Source organism: Larkinella arboricola (genome assembly GCF_003259745.1).
In the GTDB taxonomy this organism is placed as follows: domain Bacteria; phylum Bacteroidota; class Bacteroidia; order Cytophagales; family Spirosomataceae; genus Larkinella; species Larkinella arboricola.
The window spans coordinates 238,724-255,328 of sequence record NZ_QLMC01000002.1; the positions used below are offsets into that span (position 1 = coordinate 238,724).

Genomic DNA, 16,605 nt, shown 5'->3' on the forward strand with positions numbered 1-16,605 from the left:
CGAAACTAAGTAGATGTTGTTTATATGAAGATGCGAACTTACACACTTAAAGCAGGCCGGAGAAAGACTATTGTGTAAACGGCAAAAATCCCTTGTTTCTGGTCAGAACGGTTTTATTCTTCCAGCGCAACCTCTTCTCCGGGTTTGACAAAATCGCCTTCCCACTTGGAAATCACGCAGGTTGCCACGGCATTTCCGGCCACACTCGTTGCCGACCGGCCCATGTCCAGAAAGGGGTCAATGCCCAGAATCAGGGCCAGTCCTTCGGGGGGCAGATCGAACATCGCCATCGTTCCGGCAATGACCACCAGCGACGCCCGGGGCACACCCGCAATGCCTTTTGAGGTCACCATCAGTGTCAGCAGCATGATAACCTGTTGCTCAAGCGAGAGTGTAACGCCGTAAGCCTGGGCCAGAAAACCCGTGGCAAACGTCATGTACATCATCGAACCGTCGAGGTTAAACGAATAGCCGAGCGGCAGCACAAAGCCGATGATGCGGGGCGAAATGCCGAAGTTTTCGAGCGCTTTGATCTGCTGGGGGAGAGAGGCTTCCGAGCTGGCCGTACTGAACGACAGCAGCAGCGATTCTTTCATCTGTTTCAGCAGTTTGAAGAACGGAATGCGCATGAAAGCGCAGATACCAGCCAGAATCACGAAGATAAAAAACAGCAAACCGCCGTAGAAACAGATCAGCAGATAGGCGTACGAAATCAGAATGCCAAGCCCCTTGGCGGCCACAACCGCCGTCATGGCTCCCAAAACCGCGTACGGAGCCAGTTGCATCACGTAGCCAACCATCTTGAAAACCAGTTCGCTCAGGGCGTCGAGGGCTTTCATCAAACCTTTTCCCTTCTCGCCAATGGCTCCCAGGGCAATACCGAAAAACAGCGAAAAGACGACGATTTGCAGGATTTCATTCTCGGCCAGCGCCCGGAACGCACTGTCGGGGAAGATGTGCAGAATGAAATCTTCAACGCTGTTCAGTTTCTTGCCCTCAATCCCGATACTCGTGCCTGCCGCCGGACGGGGCCAGCTCTGGATCGTACCGGGGCGCGTGATGTTTACCACCACCAGCCCTACGAGCAGCGACAGAATGGTGGCAAAATAAAAATAACCGAGGGTTTTGATGCCGATGCGGCCAACCACTTTAAAATCACCCAGCTTGGCAATGCCGACCACCAGCGTCGAAAACACCAGCGGGCCAACAATCATCTTGATCAGTTTCAGAAAAACCTTACTTATCAGTTGGAATTTATTGCCAATCGCAGCGGCCGTTTCCGGGTCGGAGGTACTATGCAGGATTTGACCAATAAGAACCCCCAGTGCAAAGCCGATAACGATTTTAGTAGTGATGTTTAGTTTCATTCAGATGAAGAATAGTGAATAAATGCGGGACAAGCAGCCGGTTGACCAAAAACAAAAATAGGATAAAAATCTGAATTCGGGCAAAATGGGCCGGATAAGCTCCGAAATGCACAAACCTCGCTGGAAAACAATCCAAATGCTGTCTGAAAGTGAGGCAGAAGGTGATAGGATAGCTATTGACTGATGGTATGATGGGTTATTACAGGAATACCGAAAGGGTGTATGTTTTTACTAAAAATAGGCGGCAACTCTGAAAATGACGCTTTGCGGCACTTCATCCGATTCCATTTCCTGTTCAGACGGACGTTTCTGATCGTCCTTGAAACCGTTGTATGGGGTTTATTGACCAGCGGTTCACGCCCGCGCTGGGAAACAGACGTTGATTGTCGAAATACCGGCTCCGTTTTTTAGGCATTGCCGCCGGAACGCTTTTCATCCAGCGCCAGCCGAATCAGCTCGACGGTATTTTTTACGCCTGCTTTTCGCAGGATACTGGCGCGCTGGTTGGCGACGGTATTGGCGCTGATGTCGAAACGGTTTGCAATTTCCTGGCTGCTCATGCCTTCGATCAGACAGGTCAGAATCTGGGCTTCGCGCGAGCTGACCTTGTTCCAGATTGACGATTTTTTTGCCGGCGGCTGGCTCATTTTCTCTTTGGTGCCCGACGTATTCGGCAGGACCAGATGGCGAATGATGACCGATGAGGCACTGGGTGGATAGTACAAATCACCACTAACCACGGCCCGGATCGCCCGCAGAATTTCTTCCCGGTCGGTGTCTTTCTGTAAATAGCCAGCCGCGCCATACTGCACCGATTTCAGAATATAATCCTTGTTGTTGTGCATGCTGAACATCAGAATCCGGACATTCGGGAATTGCTGCGTAATGATTTGCAGGGCCTCAATGCCCGACAGCCGCGGCATGGTGATGTCCAGAAAAAGCACATCGGGTTTGAGGACCGGAATCAGATCAATGGCCTCATCGCCGTCGGGTGCTTCTCCAACAATCTCAAGATCAGCCTCATCTTCCAGCAACAGCCGGACGCCCTTTCGGACCACCGAGTGGTCGTCGGCAACCATAATTCGTATTGGTGTCATGCGTTGCGGGTATCGGTTAAACAAACCGTGACTTTCGTTCCTTTTTTGCGTTTTGATGCAATGGTCAGCTCACCGTTCAGCAGACGGGCGCGGGTGCGCATATTCTCCAGGCCGTGAGTCGGTTGGGGCAGACCGTCTTTTTCGGGGGCGGCCTTTTGTACAAAGCCTTTCCCGTCGTCCTCCACGGTCAGCGTCGGGCTATTGCCGTCGTGTTGCCAGCGAATGATGATCTGCCGGGCTTCCGCGTGTTTCATGGCGTTGTTGAGGGCTTCCTGCGCAATCCGGTAGAGACCAATTTCCTGGGCTGGCGTCAATCGTTTCCCCTCCGTTTCGCCCTCATAAGTGACCGGAATGCCGGAAGACCGGGTGGTTTGTTCCGCCAGAAACTGCAAAGCCGCTCCCAGCCCAAAGTCGTTCAGCACCGACGGCATCAGGTTGTGGGAGGTCTGGCGGGTCGTCTGAATCACGTCGTAAATCAGGTTGCACAGTTCTTCAAACCGTTCGCGGTGCTTTGGCTCCGCAAACGGTACGGCTTTTAGCTTTTCGGCGTGAAGTTTCAACCCGGTCAGCATCTGGCCAATACCGTCGTGCAGTTCGCGCGCAAACCGACGCCGTTCTTCTTCCTGACCTTCCAGCAGCCCCGCCGAGCGAATCTTCTCTTCCGCCATTTGCAGGCGGTATTTTTCCTCGGTTGCCCACAGAAGTTCGCGCTGCGTAATGACCAGTTGCCGATTAGCATTTTCCAGGTCGTAATTGGCCATATTCAACTGGGCGTTGGTCTGGCGCAGGGCCTCATCCGACTCCGTCAGTTTACGGATAACGTCTTTGGTGTGCTTAACCACGGGCCTAAAAATCAACAGACCTTCGATCAGCAGCGTCAGCAGGGTCGCTATGGTCAGCACCCATTCAATCCGTTCGAGTGCCCGGACCCGTTCAAAGCTTTCCTGATCGAACTGGAAAACGATGGCGTTCATCTGTTCCAGAAACAGAGGTTCGGCCTGTAACACGGCTTGCAGGGCGGCTTTTTTCTCTTCCGGCGTTGTGGATGCCGTATTGATCCGGACCAGATTCTGGTACATGGACTGAAAAACCGGCTCGATCTGCGCCAGCATCTGGTCAATCCGGCGGCTTTTGCGCACCAGATAGTCCTTTTCCATCCGCAGCGTACCGTCGCGCAACTGCCGTTGGATTTGGCTCCAGGTGTTCAGCAGGGCAGTAAACGAAGCCGTGTCCGGTGTCGGAATTTCGGTTGTTTGCAGCAGGGCCAGTTTCGTAAGTCGCTGGCTCAGCATCCGTTGCCGACCGGCCACATTGACCACCCGGCTGTCGTCGTCATGATCGTTCAGGGTTTGCCGAATGAACAGCAGGCCACTCAGCGCCAGCACGGCAAGTACCGTGAGCGCCAGAATATAAAACCGGGTTAACCGCCGGGCAACCTGCTGTTCGAGTTGGGCCATTTTTGCTTATTCCAGCCCAATATACACCATTCCGTCGGTTACTTTAACCGGGAAGGTGGTAATCTGGTAGCTTTCGTCGTTGAGGCACTGCCCGCTCCGGAGCGAAAACGTCTTTTTGTGAAACGGACAGGCCACCTTGGGTTCGTCGCCCTGACTGCCGATCATGCCCCGCGACAGGGCCATCTGCTGGCGGTGCGGACATTCATTGTCGGTAGCGTACCACTCGCCCCGGCGGGCAAAGTTATAAATGGCGATCTGGTGGCCGTTGAGCAAAACGCAGGCACCCCCGTCGGCGGGTACATCCTCAACCCGGCAGGCCAAAAACCACGTAATTTCGTCTTTGTCAGCAATAAGTGCTTCCATGATTCTGAATCGGTTAATGCGTGAAAACAAGGATTTATGCCCACAGTGTAACACCGGGGCGAATGGCGCTGAGAATACCGATGGTTATTTCCACTCTTTGGCCCGTTTCTGGTCGCGCAGGGTGGCAAATTCCACGGTCGGATCTTTCAGTTCGGGGACGTTTACGAAGTGGGTAAACCGTTTGCGCAGTTCCGGGTTGTCGACCACCTCTTTCCACTCGCACTTGAACGTATCGACCAGTAGTTGCATTTCGCGCTCCAGATCGGCCCCGATGCCCAGCACATCGTCCACCACCACGGCTTTCAGGTAGGTCATGCCGCCCTCCATTTTGTTGAGCCAGGTGGCCGTGCGGGTCAGCGGATCGGCGGTTTTGATGTAAAACATCAGGAAGCGGTCGATGTAGCGAATGCAGGTTTCCTTGTCAACGTCCGACGCCAGCAGTTGGGCGTGTTGCGGTTTGGAGCCGCCGTTGCCGCCCACGTACAGGTTCCAGCCTTTTTCGGTGGCAATGATGCCAAAATCCTTGCTCTGCGCTTCGGCACACTCGCGGATGCAGCCCGACACGCCCGATTTGAGCTTGTGCGGGGACCGAACCCCTTTATAACGGTCTTCCACTTCGATGGCAAACGACACCGAATCCTGCACTCCAAACCGGCACCAGGTGTTGCCTACGCAGCTTTTCACCGTCCGCAACGATTTGCCGTAGGCGTGTCCGCTTTCAAAACCGGCGTTAATCAGTTCCTCCCAGATCAGGGGCAGGTCGCCGACGTGTGCGCCGAAGAGGTCGATGCGCTGACCGCCGGTAATCTTGGTGTACAAACCGTATTTCTTCGCTACCTGACCAATCACAATCAGTTTGTCGGGCGTAATCTCACCCCCCGGAATGCGCGGCACCACCGAGTAGGTGCCGCCTTTCTGAATGTTGGCCAGAAACCGGTCGTTGGAATCCTGAATGGTGGCGCGGCCCTGTTCCAGAATGTTTTCGTTCCACAAACTCGCCAGCAGTGAGGCTACGGCGGGTTTGCAGACTTCGCAGCCGTCGCCCTGGCCGAATTTGTCCAGCACCTCGTCGAAGGTTTTCAGGTGATTGATTTTCACCAGATCGAGCAGTTCCTGGCGGGTGTAGTCGAGGTGTTCGCAGAGGACGTTCCGGATGTAGTGGCCCTGCTGTTTCAGCACACCCTGAATCAGGTCTTTCACCAGGGGGGTACAACCTCCGCAACCCGTACAGGCTTTGGTCGCTTTCTTAAGTGCATCGATGCTCGTGTGGCCGTTTTCGCCGATTTCGTGGCAAAGCTGCGCTTTGGTAAGGGCTTCACAGGAACAGATCAGCGCGTCGTCGGGCAATCCCATGACGCCCCCAGCGGATGTTGCTTCGCCCCCGCGTGAGCCCAGAATCAGGTCCTCGGGGTTGGGGGGCAAGACGGTTTTGTTCTTGCAGGTTTGCAGCAGCATGTGGTACTGCTCGGCATCGCCCACCAGAATACCGCCCAGCAGCGTTTTGCCGTCCGGCGTGATGTTGATGCGTTTATAAATGCCTTTGGCTTTGTTTTCGTAGGTAATCGTTCGCCCGGTTGGCTCGCTGATGAACGGGTCGCCAAAACTGCCCACGTCGGTGCCGATCAGCTTCAGTTTGGTCGACATATCGTATGGCTTGAATTCCTTTTCTTCACCCATCAGCCGGGCGGCTACCACTTCGGCCATGTCGTAACCCGGCGCTACCAGACCGTAAATCATGTGGTGGGCAACCGCACATTCGCCAATGGCAAAAACCGTGGGGTCGGAGGTTTGCAGGAAATTGTCGACCAGAATACCCCCGCGCGGGTGGGTGTCCAGACCGCTGGCTTTGGCCAGTTCGTCGCGCGGGCGAATCCCGGCGGAAATAATCAGCATATCAACGTCTAAAATACTGCCGTCGGCAAACTGAATGCCCCGGATGGTATCCTCGCCCGTGATCTGCTGTGTATTTTTAGAAAGATGAATCGTCAGGCCCAGGGATTCGAGCTGACGTTGCAGAACACCGGAACCGGCATCGTCGATTTGCCGGGGCATGAGCCGGGGTGCAAATTCAATGATGTGGGCTTCTTCCAGGCCGAGGTCGAGCAGGGCTTTGGCCGCTTCCAGACCGAGTAAACCGCCCCCCATGACGGCTCCCTTTCGGGCCCTGCGTGCGTACGATTGAATCAGGTCCAGGTCTTCGATGGTGCGGTAGACAAACACGCCATCTTTTTCGACCCCGGCCACGGGCGGCACAAACGCACCCGAACCCGTTGCCAGCACCAGATAGTCATACGGCACAACCAAACCGTGGTGCGAGCGGACTTCCCGGCGCTCGCGGTCGATGTCAACCACCGGATCGGTCAGGTAAAGCTGAATACCGTTTTCGGCATACCAGCTTTCGGGCGCCAGTGTCAGTTCGTCGGCTGTTTTATCCGCAAAATACGCGCTCAGATGAACGCGGTCATAGGCAACGCGCGGCTCTTCCCCGAAAACCGTCAGACTGAACCGTTGCCCGTTTTTTTGTTTGGCTACCAGCTTTTCGCAGAATTTGTAGCCGACCATGCCATTGCCAATCACAACGACGCGCTGCATGTTGCCTGTGTTCATAGTTAATAGTGACTATATCAATAAAACAAACCCGTTTATTTATTGTAATATTCTAACAAAATTCCCCAATTAGTATTAGAATACTATGGTTCAAAAGTAAACTGACTTTTTGCTAATTCCTATATTTTTATTCTGAATAACTTAAATTTTAATCTTGTTTTTATTGATATGTCTTGTTTTTCAAAATTTCGACTCTAAATTTGAAGCAATAATTCCAGAATTAGTAAATAGTAGTAATAGTAGATTTTGACTATAACGGGTAACTAAAACACTATAACCATGCAGCCAAAGCTTACACTCGTGGGGGCGGGTCCCGGCGACGGCGAATTGATCACCTTGAAAGGGATCAGGGCGCTTCAACAAGCCGATGTTGTGCTGTACGACGATCTGGCCAACGACAGCCTGCTGGATTTTGCGCCGGAACACGCGCTGAAAACCTACGTAGGCAAGCGGGCCGGCAAAGCGTCGTTTTCGCAGGAAGAAATCAATGTTCTGATTGTGCGGCTGGCGCAGGAACACGGCCACGTCGTTCGGCTGAAAGGGGGCGATTCCTACGTATTCGGACGCGGGTACGAAGAATACGAACACGTTCGGCAGTACGGTATTGCGTGCGAAGTCGTGCCGGGCGTTTCCAGTTGCATTGCCGTTCCGGCATCGCAGGGAATTCCGGTCACGGCCCGGGGGGTGAGCGAAAGTTTCTGGGTCATTACCGGCACTACCCGCCACGGCGAACTGTCCGACGATCTGCGGCTGGCGGTTCAGTCAAAGGCCACGGTGGTTGTGCTGATGGGCATGAACAAACTGGCCGAAATCTGCGCCATGTATTGCCAGGCGGGGCGGGGTCATGTGCCGATGGCGGTGGTCCAGAACGGAACCCGGCTCAACGAGCAGTGCGTTGTGGGTCAGGTCTGGAAAATGCCGCATCTGGTAGCAGAGCAGGGCGTGGGGGCGCCGGCTGTGCTGGTCATCGGCGAAGTCGTCAAATTGCATCCGTCCTATCTGGCCGAATGCCTGCGAGGCTTGTCGGTGACTGTATAACTAAAAAAGCCGATCCGGTGTGGGGGCACCTTTGGATCGGCTAAACGGGTTTGTCTATGTAAAACACAAACAGTTCAAAGAAAATGAAAAAACTGACGTAAAGCAAATCTCACTGCTGTTGTCTAGCCGGGAGCCGATCATCGGTTGAAGCCCTCTATCGCTCCTAAGTCCTGTCTTCACAGGCTGTTGCCTGTCACGCCCTTGTGGTAATGTATCGGTTTTTGTGCTGACCGCGCTTTTCTTTCCGCGTATGCCATGAACGTTTCCTGCGGGCGGCTGGCTGTGCTATGCCTTCTGCTGACGCTTCTCCCTACGTAAGTCCGGGTGCCGGTTTCGCAACGTCCCCGGTTAATTTTCGGAAACTAACACGAACCATCATGAATTCACGCGTCAATAAACCGCTGGAAACCCTGCCTATATTCCGTTTTAGCGGTATTCAAATGCGGACGTTTCACATCACCTGGCTGACGTTCTTTGTCTGCTTTTTTGGCTGGTTTGGACTGGCTCCGCTGATGCCCGTCATCCGCGCCGACCTTGGGCTGACCAAACCCCAGGTGGGCAATACGATCATTGCCGCCGTGTCGGCCACCATTTTTGCCCGGCTGATCGTCGGCAAATTGTGCGATACCTGGGGGCCGCGCAACACCTACACGGCTTTGCTGGTGCTGGGGGCATTTCCGGTCATGCTGGTTGGTCTGGCGCACGATTACACCACCTTCCTGCTGTTCCGGCTGGCGATTGGCGTCATCGGGGCGTCGTTTGTCATCACGCAGTTTCACACGTCGATGATGTTTGCGCCGAAAATCAAAGGAACGGCCAACGCCGTCGCGGGTGGCTGGGGAAACCTCGGCGGAGGCATTACGCAACTGGCGATGCCCCTGATTATGGCAACGATTGTCGGCTTTGGCTACACCAAACCGGAAGCCTGGCGACTGGCGATGGTTGTGCCGGGTGTGCTAATGCTCTTGATGGCGTATATCTATTACCGGTTTACGAGCGATACGCCCAACGGCAACTACCAACAGATTCAACGAACGACCGTGAAAGGCGAGCGAGTGAGCTTCTGGAAAGCCTGCGCCGACATTCGCGTGTGGGCGCTGGCGCTGGCCTACGGTTGCTGCTTCGGCATGGAAATTACCTTCGACGGGGTGGCGTCGCTCTACTTCTTCGACAACTTTCAAATGGACGAAACCGAAGCGGGTTTCTGGGCCATGCTGTTTGGCTTCATGAACATTTTTGCCCGGGCGCTGGGCGGTATGGTGGCCGATAAAGTGGGTGTCAGCTACGGGATGCGCGGCAAAGGCGTTCTGCTGGCGAGTATGCTGCTGCTGGAGGGGCTTGGCATCATGCTCTTTGCGAATGCCGGAAGCCTGCCGCTGGCGATTGTGTCCATGATCACCTTTGCGCTGTTTCTGAAAATGGCCAACGGCAGTACCTACGCCATCGTGCCCTTTGTCAACCCCAAAGCCGTGGGCGTCATTTCGGGCGTCGTGGGGGCGGGTGGCAACATCGGCGGGATGCTGATGGGCTTTCTCTTCAAATCGCAATCGATCAGCTACGGTGAGGCATTTCTGTCCATCGGCGGCCTTGTCACCATTGCCGGGTTACTGCTGTTCCTGGTCAATTTCGGCAACGCTACTGTCGCTCAACCCGTCGAAGCCGAATTGCAAACGGCATAAGGAATTAAGAATGAAGAATGAAGAGTTGGCTCCGCCAGTCTACAAAGTAGTTGCGAAGTAACTCTTCACTCATAACTCATCACTAAAATGGTGGTTCATCAAACGACTTGTTGCTATTGTGGAGTGGGCTGCGGCATCGTGGTCAGACAGGAGCCGAATGGCCGCCTGACGGTGGAGGGCGACAAAGAACATCCGTCCAATCGCGGGATGCTGTGCTCCAAGGGGATGAATCTGCACTATACGGTGATGGATCAGTCGGACCGACTGCTGTATCCGCAGATGCGGTTGGGGCGATCAATGCCGCTGCAACGGGTAAGCTGGGATGCCGCGCTGGAACGAACCGCTGCGGTTTTTAAAACATTTATTCAGAAATACGGCCCCGATTCGGTGGCGTTTTACGTGTCGGGCCAGTGCCTGACGGAAGAATATTATCTGGTCAACAAGCTCATCAAAGGGTTTATTGGCTCCAACAACATCGACACGAATTCCCGGCTTTGCATGAGTTCGGCGGTGGTTGGCTACAAGCTTTCGCTGGGGGAGGATTCGGTGCCGGTCTGTTACGACGACATCGAGGAAGCCGACGTATTTTACGTGCAGGGGGCCAATCCGGCCTGGTGCCATCCCATTCTCTGGCGACGCATCGAAGCGCACAAAACCGCCAATCCGCACGTCAAAATCATCTGCGTTGACCCCCGCCGAACCGATACCGCCCGCTCGTCGGACCTGCACCTGCCCATTCGCCCCGGCACCGACATTGTGCTTAACAACGCCATTGGCCGGTTGCTGATCGAAAACGGCTTTGTCCATTCCGATTTTATTCTGGACCATACGGACGGTTTTGCGGCCTACCGCGAGCAGGTGATGCAGCGGACGGTGGACGAAGCGGCTGATCTCTGCGGTATTGATGCCGAAGCCATTCAGCAGGCGGCTGCGTGGATTGGGCGCTCCAACGGTTTTCTGTCGCTCTGGACAATGGGCCTGAACCAGTCGGTGGTGGGTGTTAACAAGAATCTGTCACTCATTAATTTACACCTGATTACGGGCAAGATTGGCAAACCCGGTAACGGCCCGTTTTCGCTGACGGGCCAGCCCAACGCAATGGGAGGCCGGGAAGTGGGCGGTCTGGCCAATAGCCTGCCTGCCCACCGGGAGGTGACCAATGCCGCCCACCGCGCCGAAGTCGAAGCGTTCTGGCAGGGGCCGGTCAATATCGCTCCCAAACCGGGGCTGACGGCTACGGAAATGTTCGATGCGCTGGCAAATGATCAATCGGGCGACGCTTCGCTGAAAGCCATCTGGATCATTAACACGAATCCGATGGTGAGTATGCCGGATGCGAATGCCGTTGAAAAAGCCCTGAAAACCGCCCGGTTTGTGGTGGTGCAGGATGTTTCGAACCGGGCCGATACCGTGTCTTTTGCCGATGTGGTGCTGCCCGCAGCCGCCTGGCTCGAAAAAGAAGGCACCATGACCAACGCTGAACGCCGGATTTCCTATTTGCCCAAAATCCTCGACGCACCCGGCGAAGCCTTACCGGATGCCGAAATCATCTGGCGGTTTGCGCAGAAAATGGGCTTTGGCGAATCGTTCAACTACGCCAATGCTTCCGACGTATATCAGGAATATACGCGCCTGACTGCCGGTACGAACGTGGACGTTACCGGCGTCAGCTACGAATTGCTGAAAAAATACCGCACCATTCAGTGGCCGTTTCCGGAAGGGGCGCAGGGGAACGGAGCTGGCACAAAGCGGCTTTTCACCGATCACCGGTTTTATACGGCCAATGGGCGGGCGCAGATTCACGCGGTTCCGGATGGGAATGCGTCGGAGCCGACAGACGAGGATTTTCCGCTGGTGCTGACCACGGGCCGTATCCGTGACCAATGGCACACTATGACCAAAACCGGTCGGGTGGCCAAACTGGGGCAGCATAGTCCGGAGCCGTTGTTGCAAATTCACCCCGCCGACGCCAGCCCGCGCGGCATTCGTGAAGGGCAACTAGTGGTGGTGCAGGGCCGGCGCGGTGAGGTTCGGGTGAAAGCGCAACTGACCGAAGATGTGCGTCCCGGCCTGTGTTTTCTGCCCATGCACTGGGGTAAGGTTTTGAATAACAATCAGGTACGGGCTAATAATTTAACCTCTTCTTTAGTCGATCCCCGCTCGAAGGAGCCGGATTTTAAGTTTACGGCGGTGGAGGTGAAACCGTACCGGAAACCGGCTGAGAAAATCGTCATCATCGGCGCGGGTTCGGCGGGGCTGGGTTTTATCAACGCCTACCGGGCTTTAGAAACAGACGACGAAATCCACGTTTTTTCCAAAGAAATTTATCCGTTCTACAACCGGGTGCTGCTGCCCGATTACATCAGTGGGGCGCAATCCTGGGAACAACTCGTGAAGCTGCGCGAAGACCAGTTTGCCGAAAACCGGATTGTGGTGCATAAAGGCGTCAGCATCGTTCACATTGACCGAAAAGCGAACGTACTGACCGACAGCAACGGTGTTGAACATCATTACGACAAGCTCCTGCTGGGCACCGGAAGCCGCGCGTTTATGCCCAAAGGCGTTCCCCGACTGCCGGGAATTTTCAACATGCGATCGCGGCTGGATGCCGATTCGCTGCTGCCGTTTCTGAAGCCCGGACCGGACGGCGCCGAGCCGCACGCGGTCATTGTCGGGGGCGGTTTGCTGGGGCTGGAACTGGCGGCTTCACTGCGTCAGATGGCCGTTCGGGTGACGGTTATTCAGCGGGCGGGGCGGTTTATGGAGCGCCAACTCGATCCGCTGGCCAGCGAACTGCTCAATCTGGAATTAAGAGACCGGGGAATCGAGGTTTATTTCAACGAGGAAGTCCAGACGTTTGCCGGAACGCAGCGGGTGGAAGGCATTCAATTGAAATCGGGGCGCAAACTGCCGTGTCAGGTGGTGGTGCTGGCCATCGGAACTGAGCCAACTATCGAGCTGGCGCGCGAAGCCGGGCTGGAATGCAACCGGGGCGTGGTGGTCAATGATTACCTGCAAACCTCAGACCCCGACATTTTTGCCGCGGGCGAACTGGCGCAGTGGAATGGCCAGATGTGGGGCATTACGCTGGCCGCCGAACAACAGGCCGAAGTAGCCGCCCGGTTTATTGCTGGCGATGTATCCAGGCCGTACCGGGGCAGCCTTTCCATGAATATTCTGAAAATGGAAGGGCTGCATCTGTGCAGCATCGGATTGCCCGAAGCGCCGGCCAATAGCGGTGATTACGAGGAAATTGTCTTTATCGACAAAGCCAAACGGTATTACAAAAAATGTATCGTTCACGGCGATAAACTGGTGGGGGCTATCCTGGTCGGCGATAAAAACGAGTTTCGGGAGTTCCAGAACCTGATTGCCAACGGGCTCGAACTGTCCGAAAAACGGCTGCAACTGCTCCGGGCCAGCAAAACCGTCGATCCGGTGGAGGGCAAGCTGGTTTGTTCCTGCAACAGCGTCGGCCTGGGAAACCTCGAACGCGCCATCGCAGCCGGATGCACCGATTTCCAGCAACTCTGCCAGAAAACCGGCGCCGGAACCGGCTGCGGCTCCTGCCGACCCGAAGTGCGAAGCATCCTGTTGAGGAGTGAAGAATTAAGAGTTATGAGTGAAGAGTTAAAAGGAGTGCGTTAAAAGAATGCGTCAGCTAACTCTTCATTCTTAACTCATAACTGACTATGCGTGACTATTATACCTTGAAAATAAACATTCCGGCGGGGATTGTTTCGCCCGGTGCGTTGCAGCAGGTGCTGACGGCGGCCCGCAGCGCCAATGTTCGGCAGGTGCGGTTTGGGGCACGGCAGCAGTTGCTGATGACGGTGCATTACGAAGACCTGCGGGCGCTGGAAAAGGCCCTGAAACAGCAGGCGGTGCGGTACGAAATAAACACCGATCAGCATCCCAACATCATCAGTTCGTACTGCGGGGAAGACGTGTTTCGGACGGGGGCGTGGCTGCGGGAAAGCGAGTACCACACGGTTTTGGATCAGTTTGACGAGCCGCCCCGCCTGAAAGTCAACCTGTCGGATTCCAACCAGAGCTTTACGCCTTTTTTTACGGGTAATCTGAACTTCATTGCCTCGCCCGAGCCGCATTTCTGGTATCTGTATGTTCGTCCGAAGCAGAGCAATACGGTATTTCGCTGGCCGGATTTGATTTATACCAATGATCTGGGGCGGCTGGCCAAAGCCGTTGAAACCGCATTGCTGGAGGGCTGGAACGCGGGCGCACCGCTGAACGAAGAAACCTTGTATGATCTGGTTGCGCACCGAAAAGCATTCATTACGCAGCCCGCGACGCAGGAGGTTGAGTTGCCGGAGTTTTCATTGCCGTATTACGAAGGATTTAACCGGTATGGGCAGCGGTCGTGGCTGGGAATTTACCGGCGGGATGAGCAGTTTTTGGTTGATTTTCTGCTGGACGTGTGCGCTTTATGCCTGAAAACCCGTATTGGCGAAATCTGCGTGACGCCCTGGAAGTCGCTGATCGTGAAAGGGATTGAGGAAAAAGATCGTTCGTTGTGGTCGTATGTATTGGGCAGGCACAACATCAACGTGCGGCACGCGGCCAACGAACTCGCCTGGCAGACCGAAGACCATACCGACGAAGGACGTCAATTGAAAAATGCGGTAATCCGGTATTTCGGAAAACACGATACGCGCACATTCGGGCTTTGTTTTGGCGTTCAGACGCGGCCCAAATCCGAGGTGTTTGGTTCCATTCTGATTCGTAAACGGCCTTTGCTGAAGATCGGACAACTGGCCCTGTTCAGCGTATATGATCTGTATTTTATCGAAAATTTCAACCCCAACAGCCGCACGTATTTCCGTTTTGAGAAAGGACTGCTGAAAGCGTTTCTGCCCAACCAGATTGACCGATTATGCCGGAAGTTCAACAACCGGCGGTCGCAGGAAACCGGGAAAACCGTCCGGCTGGAAGCGGAACCGGCGGAAACGCCTGTTGATGCGGACAACCGGGTGCGTCAGTGTCCGCATTGCTTTACCGTGTACGATCCGCAGTACGGCGATGAGCGCAACGGCATTCCGGCGGGTGTCCCGTTCGAAGCGTTGCCCGCCGATTATGGCTGTTCCACCTGCGACGCGCCGAAAAACGAGATGGTGGAGGCCGTGCTGCCTTTCGTCAGGGTTGATTAACTACCTGACTTGTCGTTTATACGTCCGTCTGAATCCTAAAATACCGTTTGTAAATCGGTTTCCGGTACGCAAATAAGCCGTACATGATAGGGTACATCAGAAAATCCGTTAGTCGCGTAGGGGTCCGGAACGTCACTTCGTCGGCAATGCGAGTATGAGTTCCTTCGCGGATAAGGCGGTGTTTGTGTTGCCAGTAAGCCAGGAAGAATGGCAATTTGGTGCCCCTGTCGATAAAATAAATTTCCTGATCGGTTTCCTGCTGCTCAGTAATCGCGCTGATCCAATCCTGTTTGAACAGGAGAAAGTTGAGTTGCAGATGCACGGTGTCGCCCTTCAGGCAACCATCAAACCGGACGACGTTTACGGGCGGAAACGGCGGACTCAATTGGTTAAACAAGTGCAGCGTAAAACCGTCCCACACCCGGTGCATGGGCTGTTCAACCCGTGTTTGAATGATAACCTGCATAAAGCCGGAACAAAGAAGTTGTTGCTAATGCGTAGTAAAGAGTTCCTTCAAGGTTATTGTTTACACGGATTTGGACAAAATTCGCAGTCTTGTTTGGGAAGACGGACGAGAATCCAGTATAACTATTAAATTGCACATACAAATTTAATCTAAAAAGGTATGCGTCATTTATTAGTGATCTGCGTGCTTGTCCTGGCGAGTGCTGGCAAGATGATAGCGCAGGACCTGGATTTTGCCACCGCCGACGGAGGATGGGAACCCGGCGCGTTATCAAAAACCTACACCGGTATTGGCTCTCCGGCAACCAGCGTATCGGTGGTTATCACCGGCACCACCAGCGGGTTTCAGGCCAATCAGCCGAACGATAACGCCAATGGATTGGGGCAAAACATGAATTTTACCAGCAACGCGCAGTGCATTACCACCACCATTACGTTCTCGCCCAGTGTCAGCAATGTTTCGTTTTTAATCCGTGACGTAGACCGGGGTGCGCTGGCGGCTGGCGGGAGTGGGGCTTATAATTATGTTGATCAGGTGACGGTTACCGGCCAGAATGGGGCTACCGCCCTGGCGCCAGCCATCGGCGCACCTTCGGTGGCGGGGGCCAATACCGTGGTCGGCAACGTCATTACCGGTGCCAACAACAACGTGTCACCCGTGAATGCGATTTCGTTCAGCGGTGTTGTTACGCAGGTGGTGATTCAGTACTGCAACGGCCCCAACGTTATTGCTAACCCTGGTAATCAGGGTATTACGATCGGTGATGTTTCGTGGGAAGCGGCTCCGTTGCCCGTGCGTCTGGTTTCCTTTCGCGGCTTTCCGGGTAAGGACCGGATTGTGTTGAGCTGGGAGACGGTTTTCGAGGAAAACAGCGAACGCTTCGAGATCGAGCGCAGCCGGGATGCCCTGAGTTTTGAACGGATTGGCCAGCAGCCAGCCGCCGGAACCACCCACAGACGACAGCTTTATACGTTCACTGACGAACACCCTCAGTCCGGCACGAACTATTACCGGTTACGTCAGGTCGATTTTGACGGGCGGTTTGAAAAAACGAAGCCGATTGCGGTTGAGTATCGCCCCGATGGAACGTACTGGAATGCGTATTTGGCTGCTCCCCAGGTTGTTCTGGCCGAAACCAGTGAGCCAAACCCTGATTTTCGGGTAATCTCCGTTGCCGGTCTGCCGCTACTGAGCCGTGTTGAAAAAGTAGATCAAAACCGGTATCATCTCCACCTTTCTCCAACGCCCAACAGGTTGATAATTCTCCAGCTTTTGACGAAAAACGGACTTATTAGCAAAAAAATACTGAATACGTTCTGATAGGACCGAGCGGTATCAACTAAAAAATCGGAGCCATCTGGCT

11 protein-coding genes are annotated in these 16,605 nt (G+C 54.5%); 5 read left to right on the forward strand and 6 right to left on the reverse strand.

Going from position 1 to position 16,605, the window contains the following annotated elements:
• Positions 1 to 113: 113 nt before the first annotated feature.
• The 5 genes from LX87_RS08085 to nirB form a co-directional block, all read right to left on the reverse strand.
• Complete coding sequence (locus LX87_RS08085) at positions 114 to 1,367, reverse strand: dicarboxylate/amino acid:cation symporter (RefSeq protein WP_111627715.1); 1,254 nt, start codon at positions 1,365 to 1,367, stop codon at positions 114 to 116.
• A 407-nt stretch (positions 1,368 to 1,774) separates the two neighbouring features.
• The gene (locus LX87_RS08090) at positions 1,775 to 2,464 is read right to left on the reverse strand and encodes a response regulator transcription factor (protein WP_111627716.1); all 690 of its coding nucleotides are present in this window, start codon (positions 2,462 to 2,464) and stop codon (positions 1,775 to 1,777) included.
• Positions 2,461 to 3,921: an ATP-binding protein gene (locus LX87_RS08095; protein ID WP_111627717.1), complete on the reverse strand. Its 1,461-nt coding sequence runs from the start codon at positions 3,919 to 3,921 to the stop codon at positions 2,461 to 2,463. The genes LX87_RS08090 and LX87_RS08095 overlap by 4 nt, the downstream gene beginning before the upstream one ends.
• A gap of 6 nt (positions 3,922 to 3,927) precedes the next feature.
• Positions 3,928 to 4,284 (reverse strand): nitrite reductase small subunit NirD, encoded by a 357-nt coding sequence (gene nirD / locus LX87_RS08100; RefSeq protein ID WP_111627718.1) that lies wholly within the window; start codon positions 4,282 to 4,284, stop codon positions 3,928 to 3,930.
• An 84-nt stretch (positions 4,285 to 4,368) separates the two neighbouring features.
• Positions 4,369 to 6,891 carry a nitrite reductase large subunit NirB gene (nirB, locus tag LX87_RS08105; RefSeq protein WP_111627719.1) on the reverse strand — a complete coding sequence of 841 codons (2,523 nt, stop codon included), beginning with the start codon at positions 6,889 to 6,891 and terminating at the stop codon, positions 4,369 to 4,371.
• A gap of 279 nt (positions 6,892 to 7,170) precedes the next feature.
• Between nirB and cobA the strand changes: the two genes are divergently transcribed.
• The 4 genes from cobA to LX87_RS08125 all read left to right on the forward strand — a co-directional run bounded on the left by cobA (position 7,171) and on the right by LX87_RS08125 (position 14,776).
• Positions 7,171 to 7,929 (forward strand): uroporphyrinogen-III C-methyltransferase, encoded by a 759-nt coding sequence (gene cobA, locus LX87_RS08110; RefSeq protein WP_111627720.1) that lies wholly within the window; start codon positions 7,171 to 7,173, stop codon positions 7,927 to 7,929.
• A 377-nt stretch (positions 7,930 to 8,306) separates the two neighbouring features.
• On the forward strand, positions 8,307 to 9,608 hold the full coding sequence (locus tag LX87_RS08115) for a NarK family nitrate/nitrite MFS transporter (protein ID WP_111627721.1): 1,302 nt from the start codon (positions 8,307 to 8,309) through the stop codon (positions 9,606 to 9,608).
• 87 nt (positions 9,609 to 9,695) lie between these two features.
• Positions 9,696 to 13,256 (forward strand): nitrate reductase, encoded by a 3,561-nt coding sequence (locus LX87_RS08120; RefSeq protein ID WP_111627722.1) that lies wholly within the window; start codon positions 9,696 to 9,698, stop codon positions 13,254 to 13,256.
• 44 nt (positions 13,257 to 13,300) lie between these two features.
• Positions 13,301 to 14,776, forward strand: a complete 1,476-nt coding sequence (locus tag LX87_RS08125; RefSeq protein WP_111627723.1) for a rubredoxin domain-containing protein — start codon at positions 13,301 to 13,303, stop codon at positions 14,774 to 14,776.
• 16 nt (positions 14,777 to 14,792) lie between these two features.
• On the opposite strand, the gene LX87_RS08130 is transcribed toward LX87_RS08125, so the two are convergent.
• Positions 14,793 to 15,242 carry an SRPBCC family protein gene (locus tag LX87_RS08130; RefSeq protein ID WP_111627724.1) on the reverse strand — a complete coding sequence of 150 codons (450 nt, stop codon included), beginning with the start codon at positions 15,240 to 15,242 and terminating at the stop codon, positions 14,793 to 14,795.
• Between the two features lie 159 nt (positions 15,243 to 15,401).
• Between LX87_RS08130 and LX87_RS08135 the strand changes: the two genes are divergently transcribed.
• On the forward strand, positions 15,402 to 16,562 hold the full coding sequence (locus LX87_RS08135) for a fibronectin type III domain-containing protein (protein WP_111627725.1): 1,161 nt from the start codon (positions 15,402 to 15,404) through the stop codon (positions 16,560 to 16,562).
• The last annotated feature ends 43 nt before the right edge of the window (positions 16,563 to 16,605 follow it).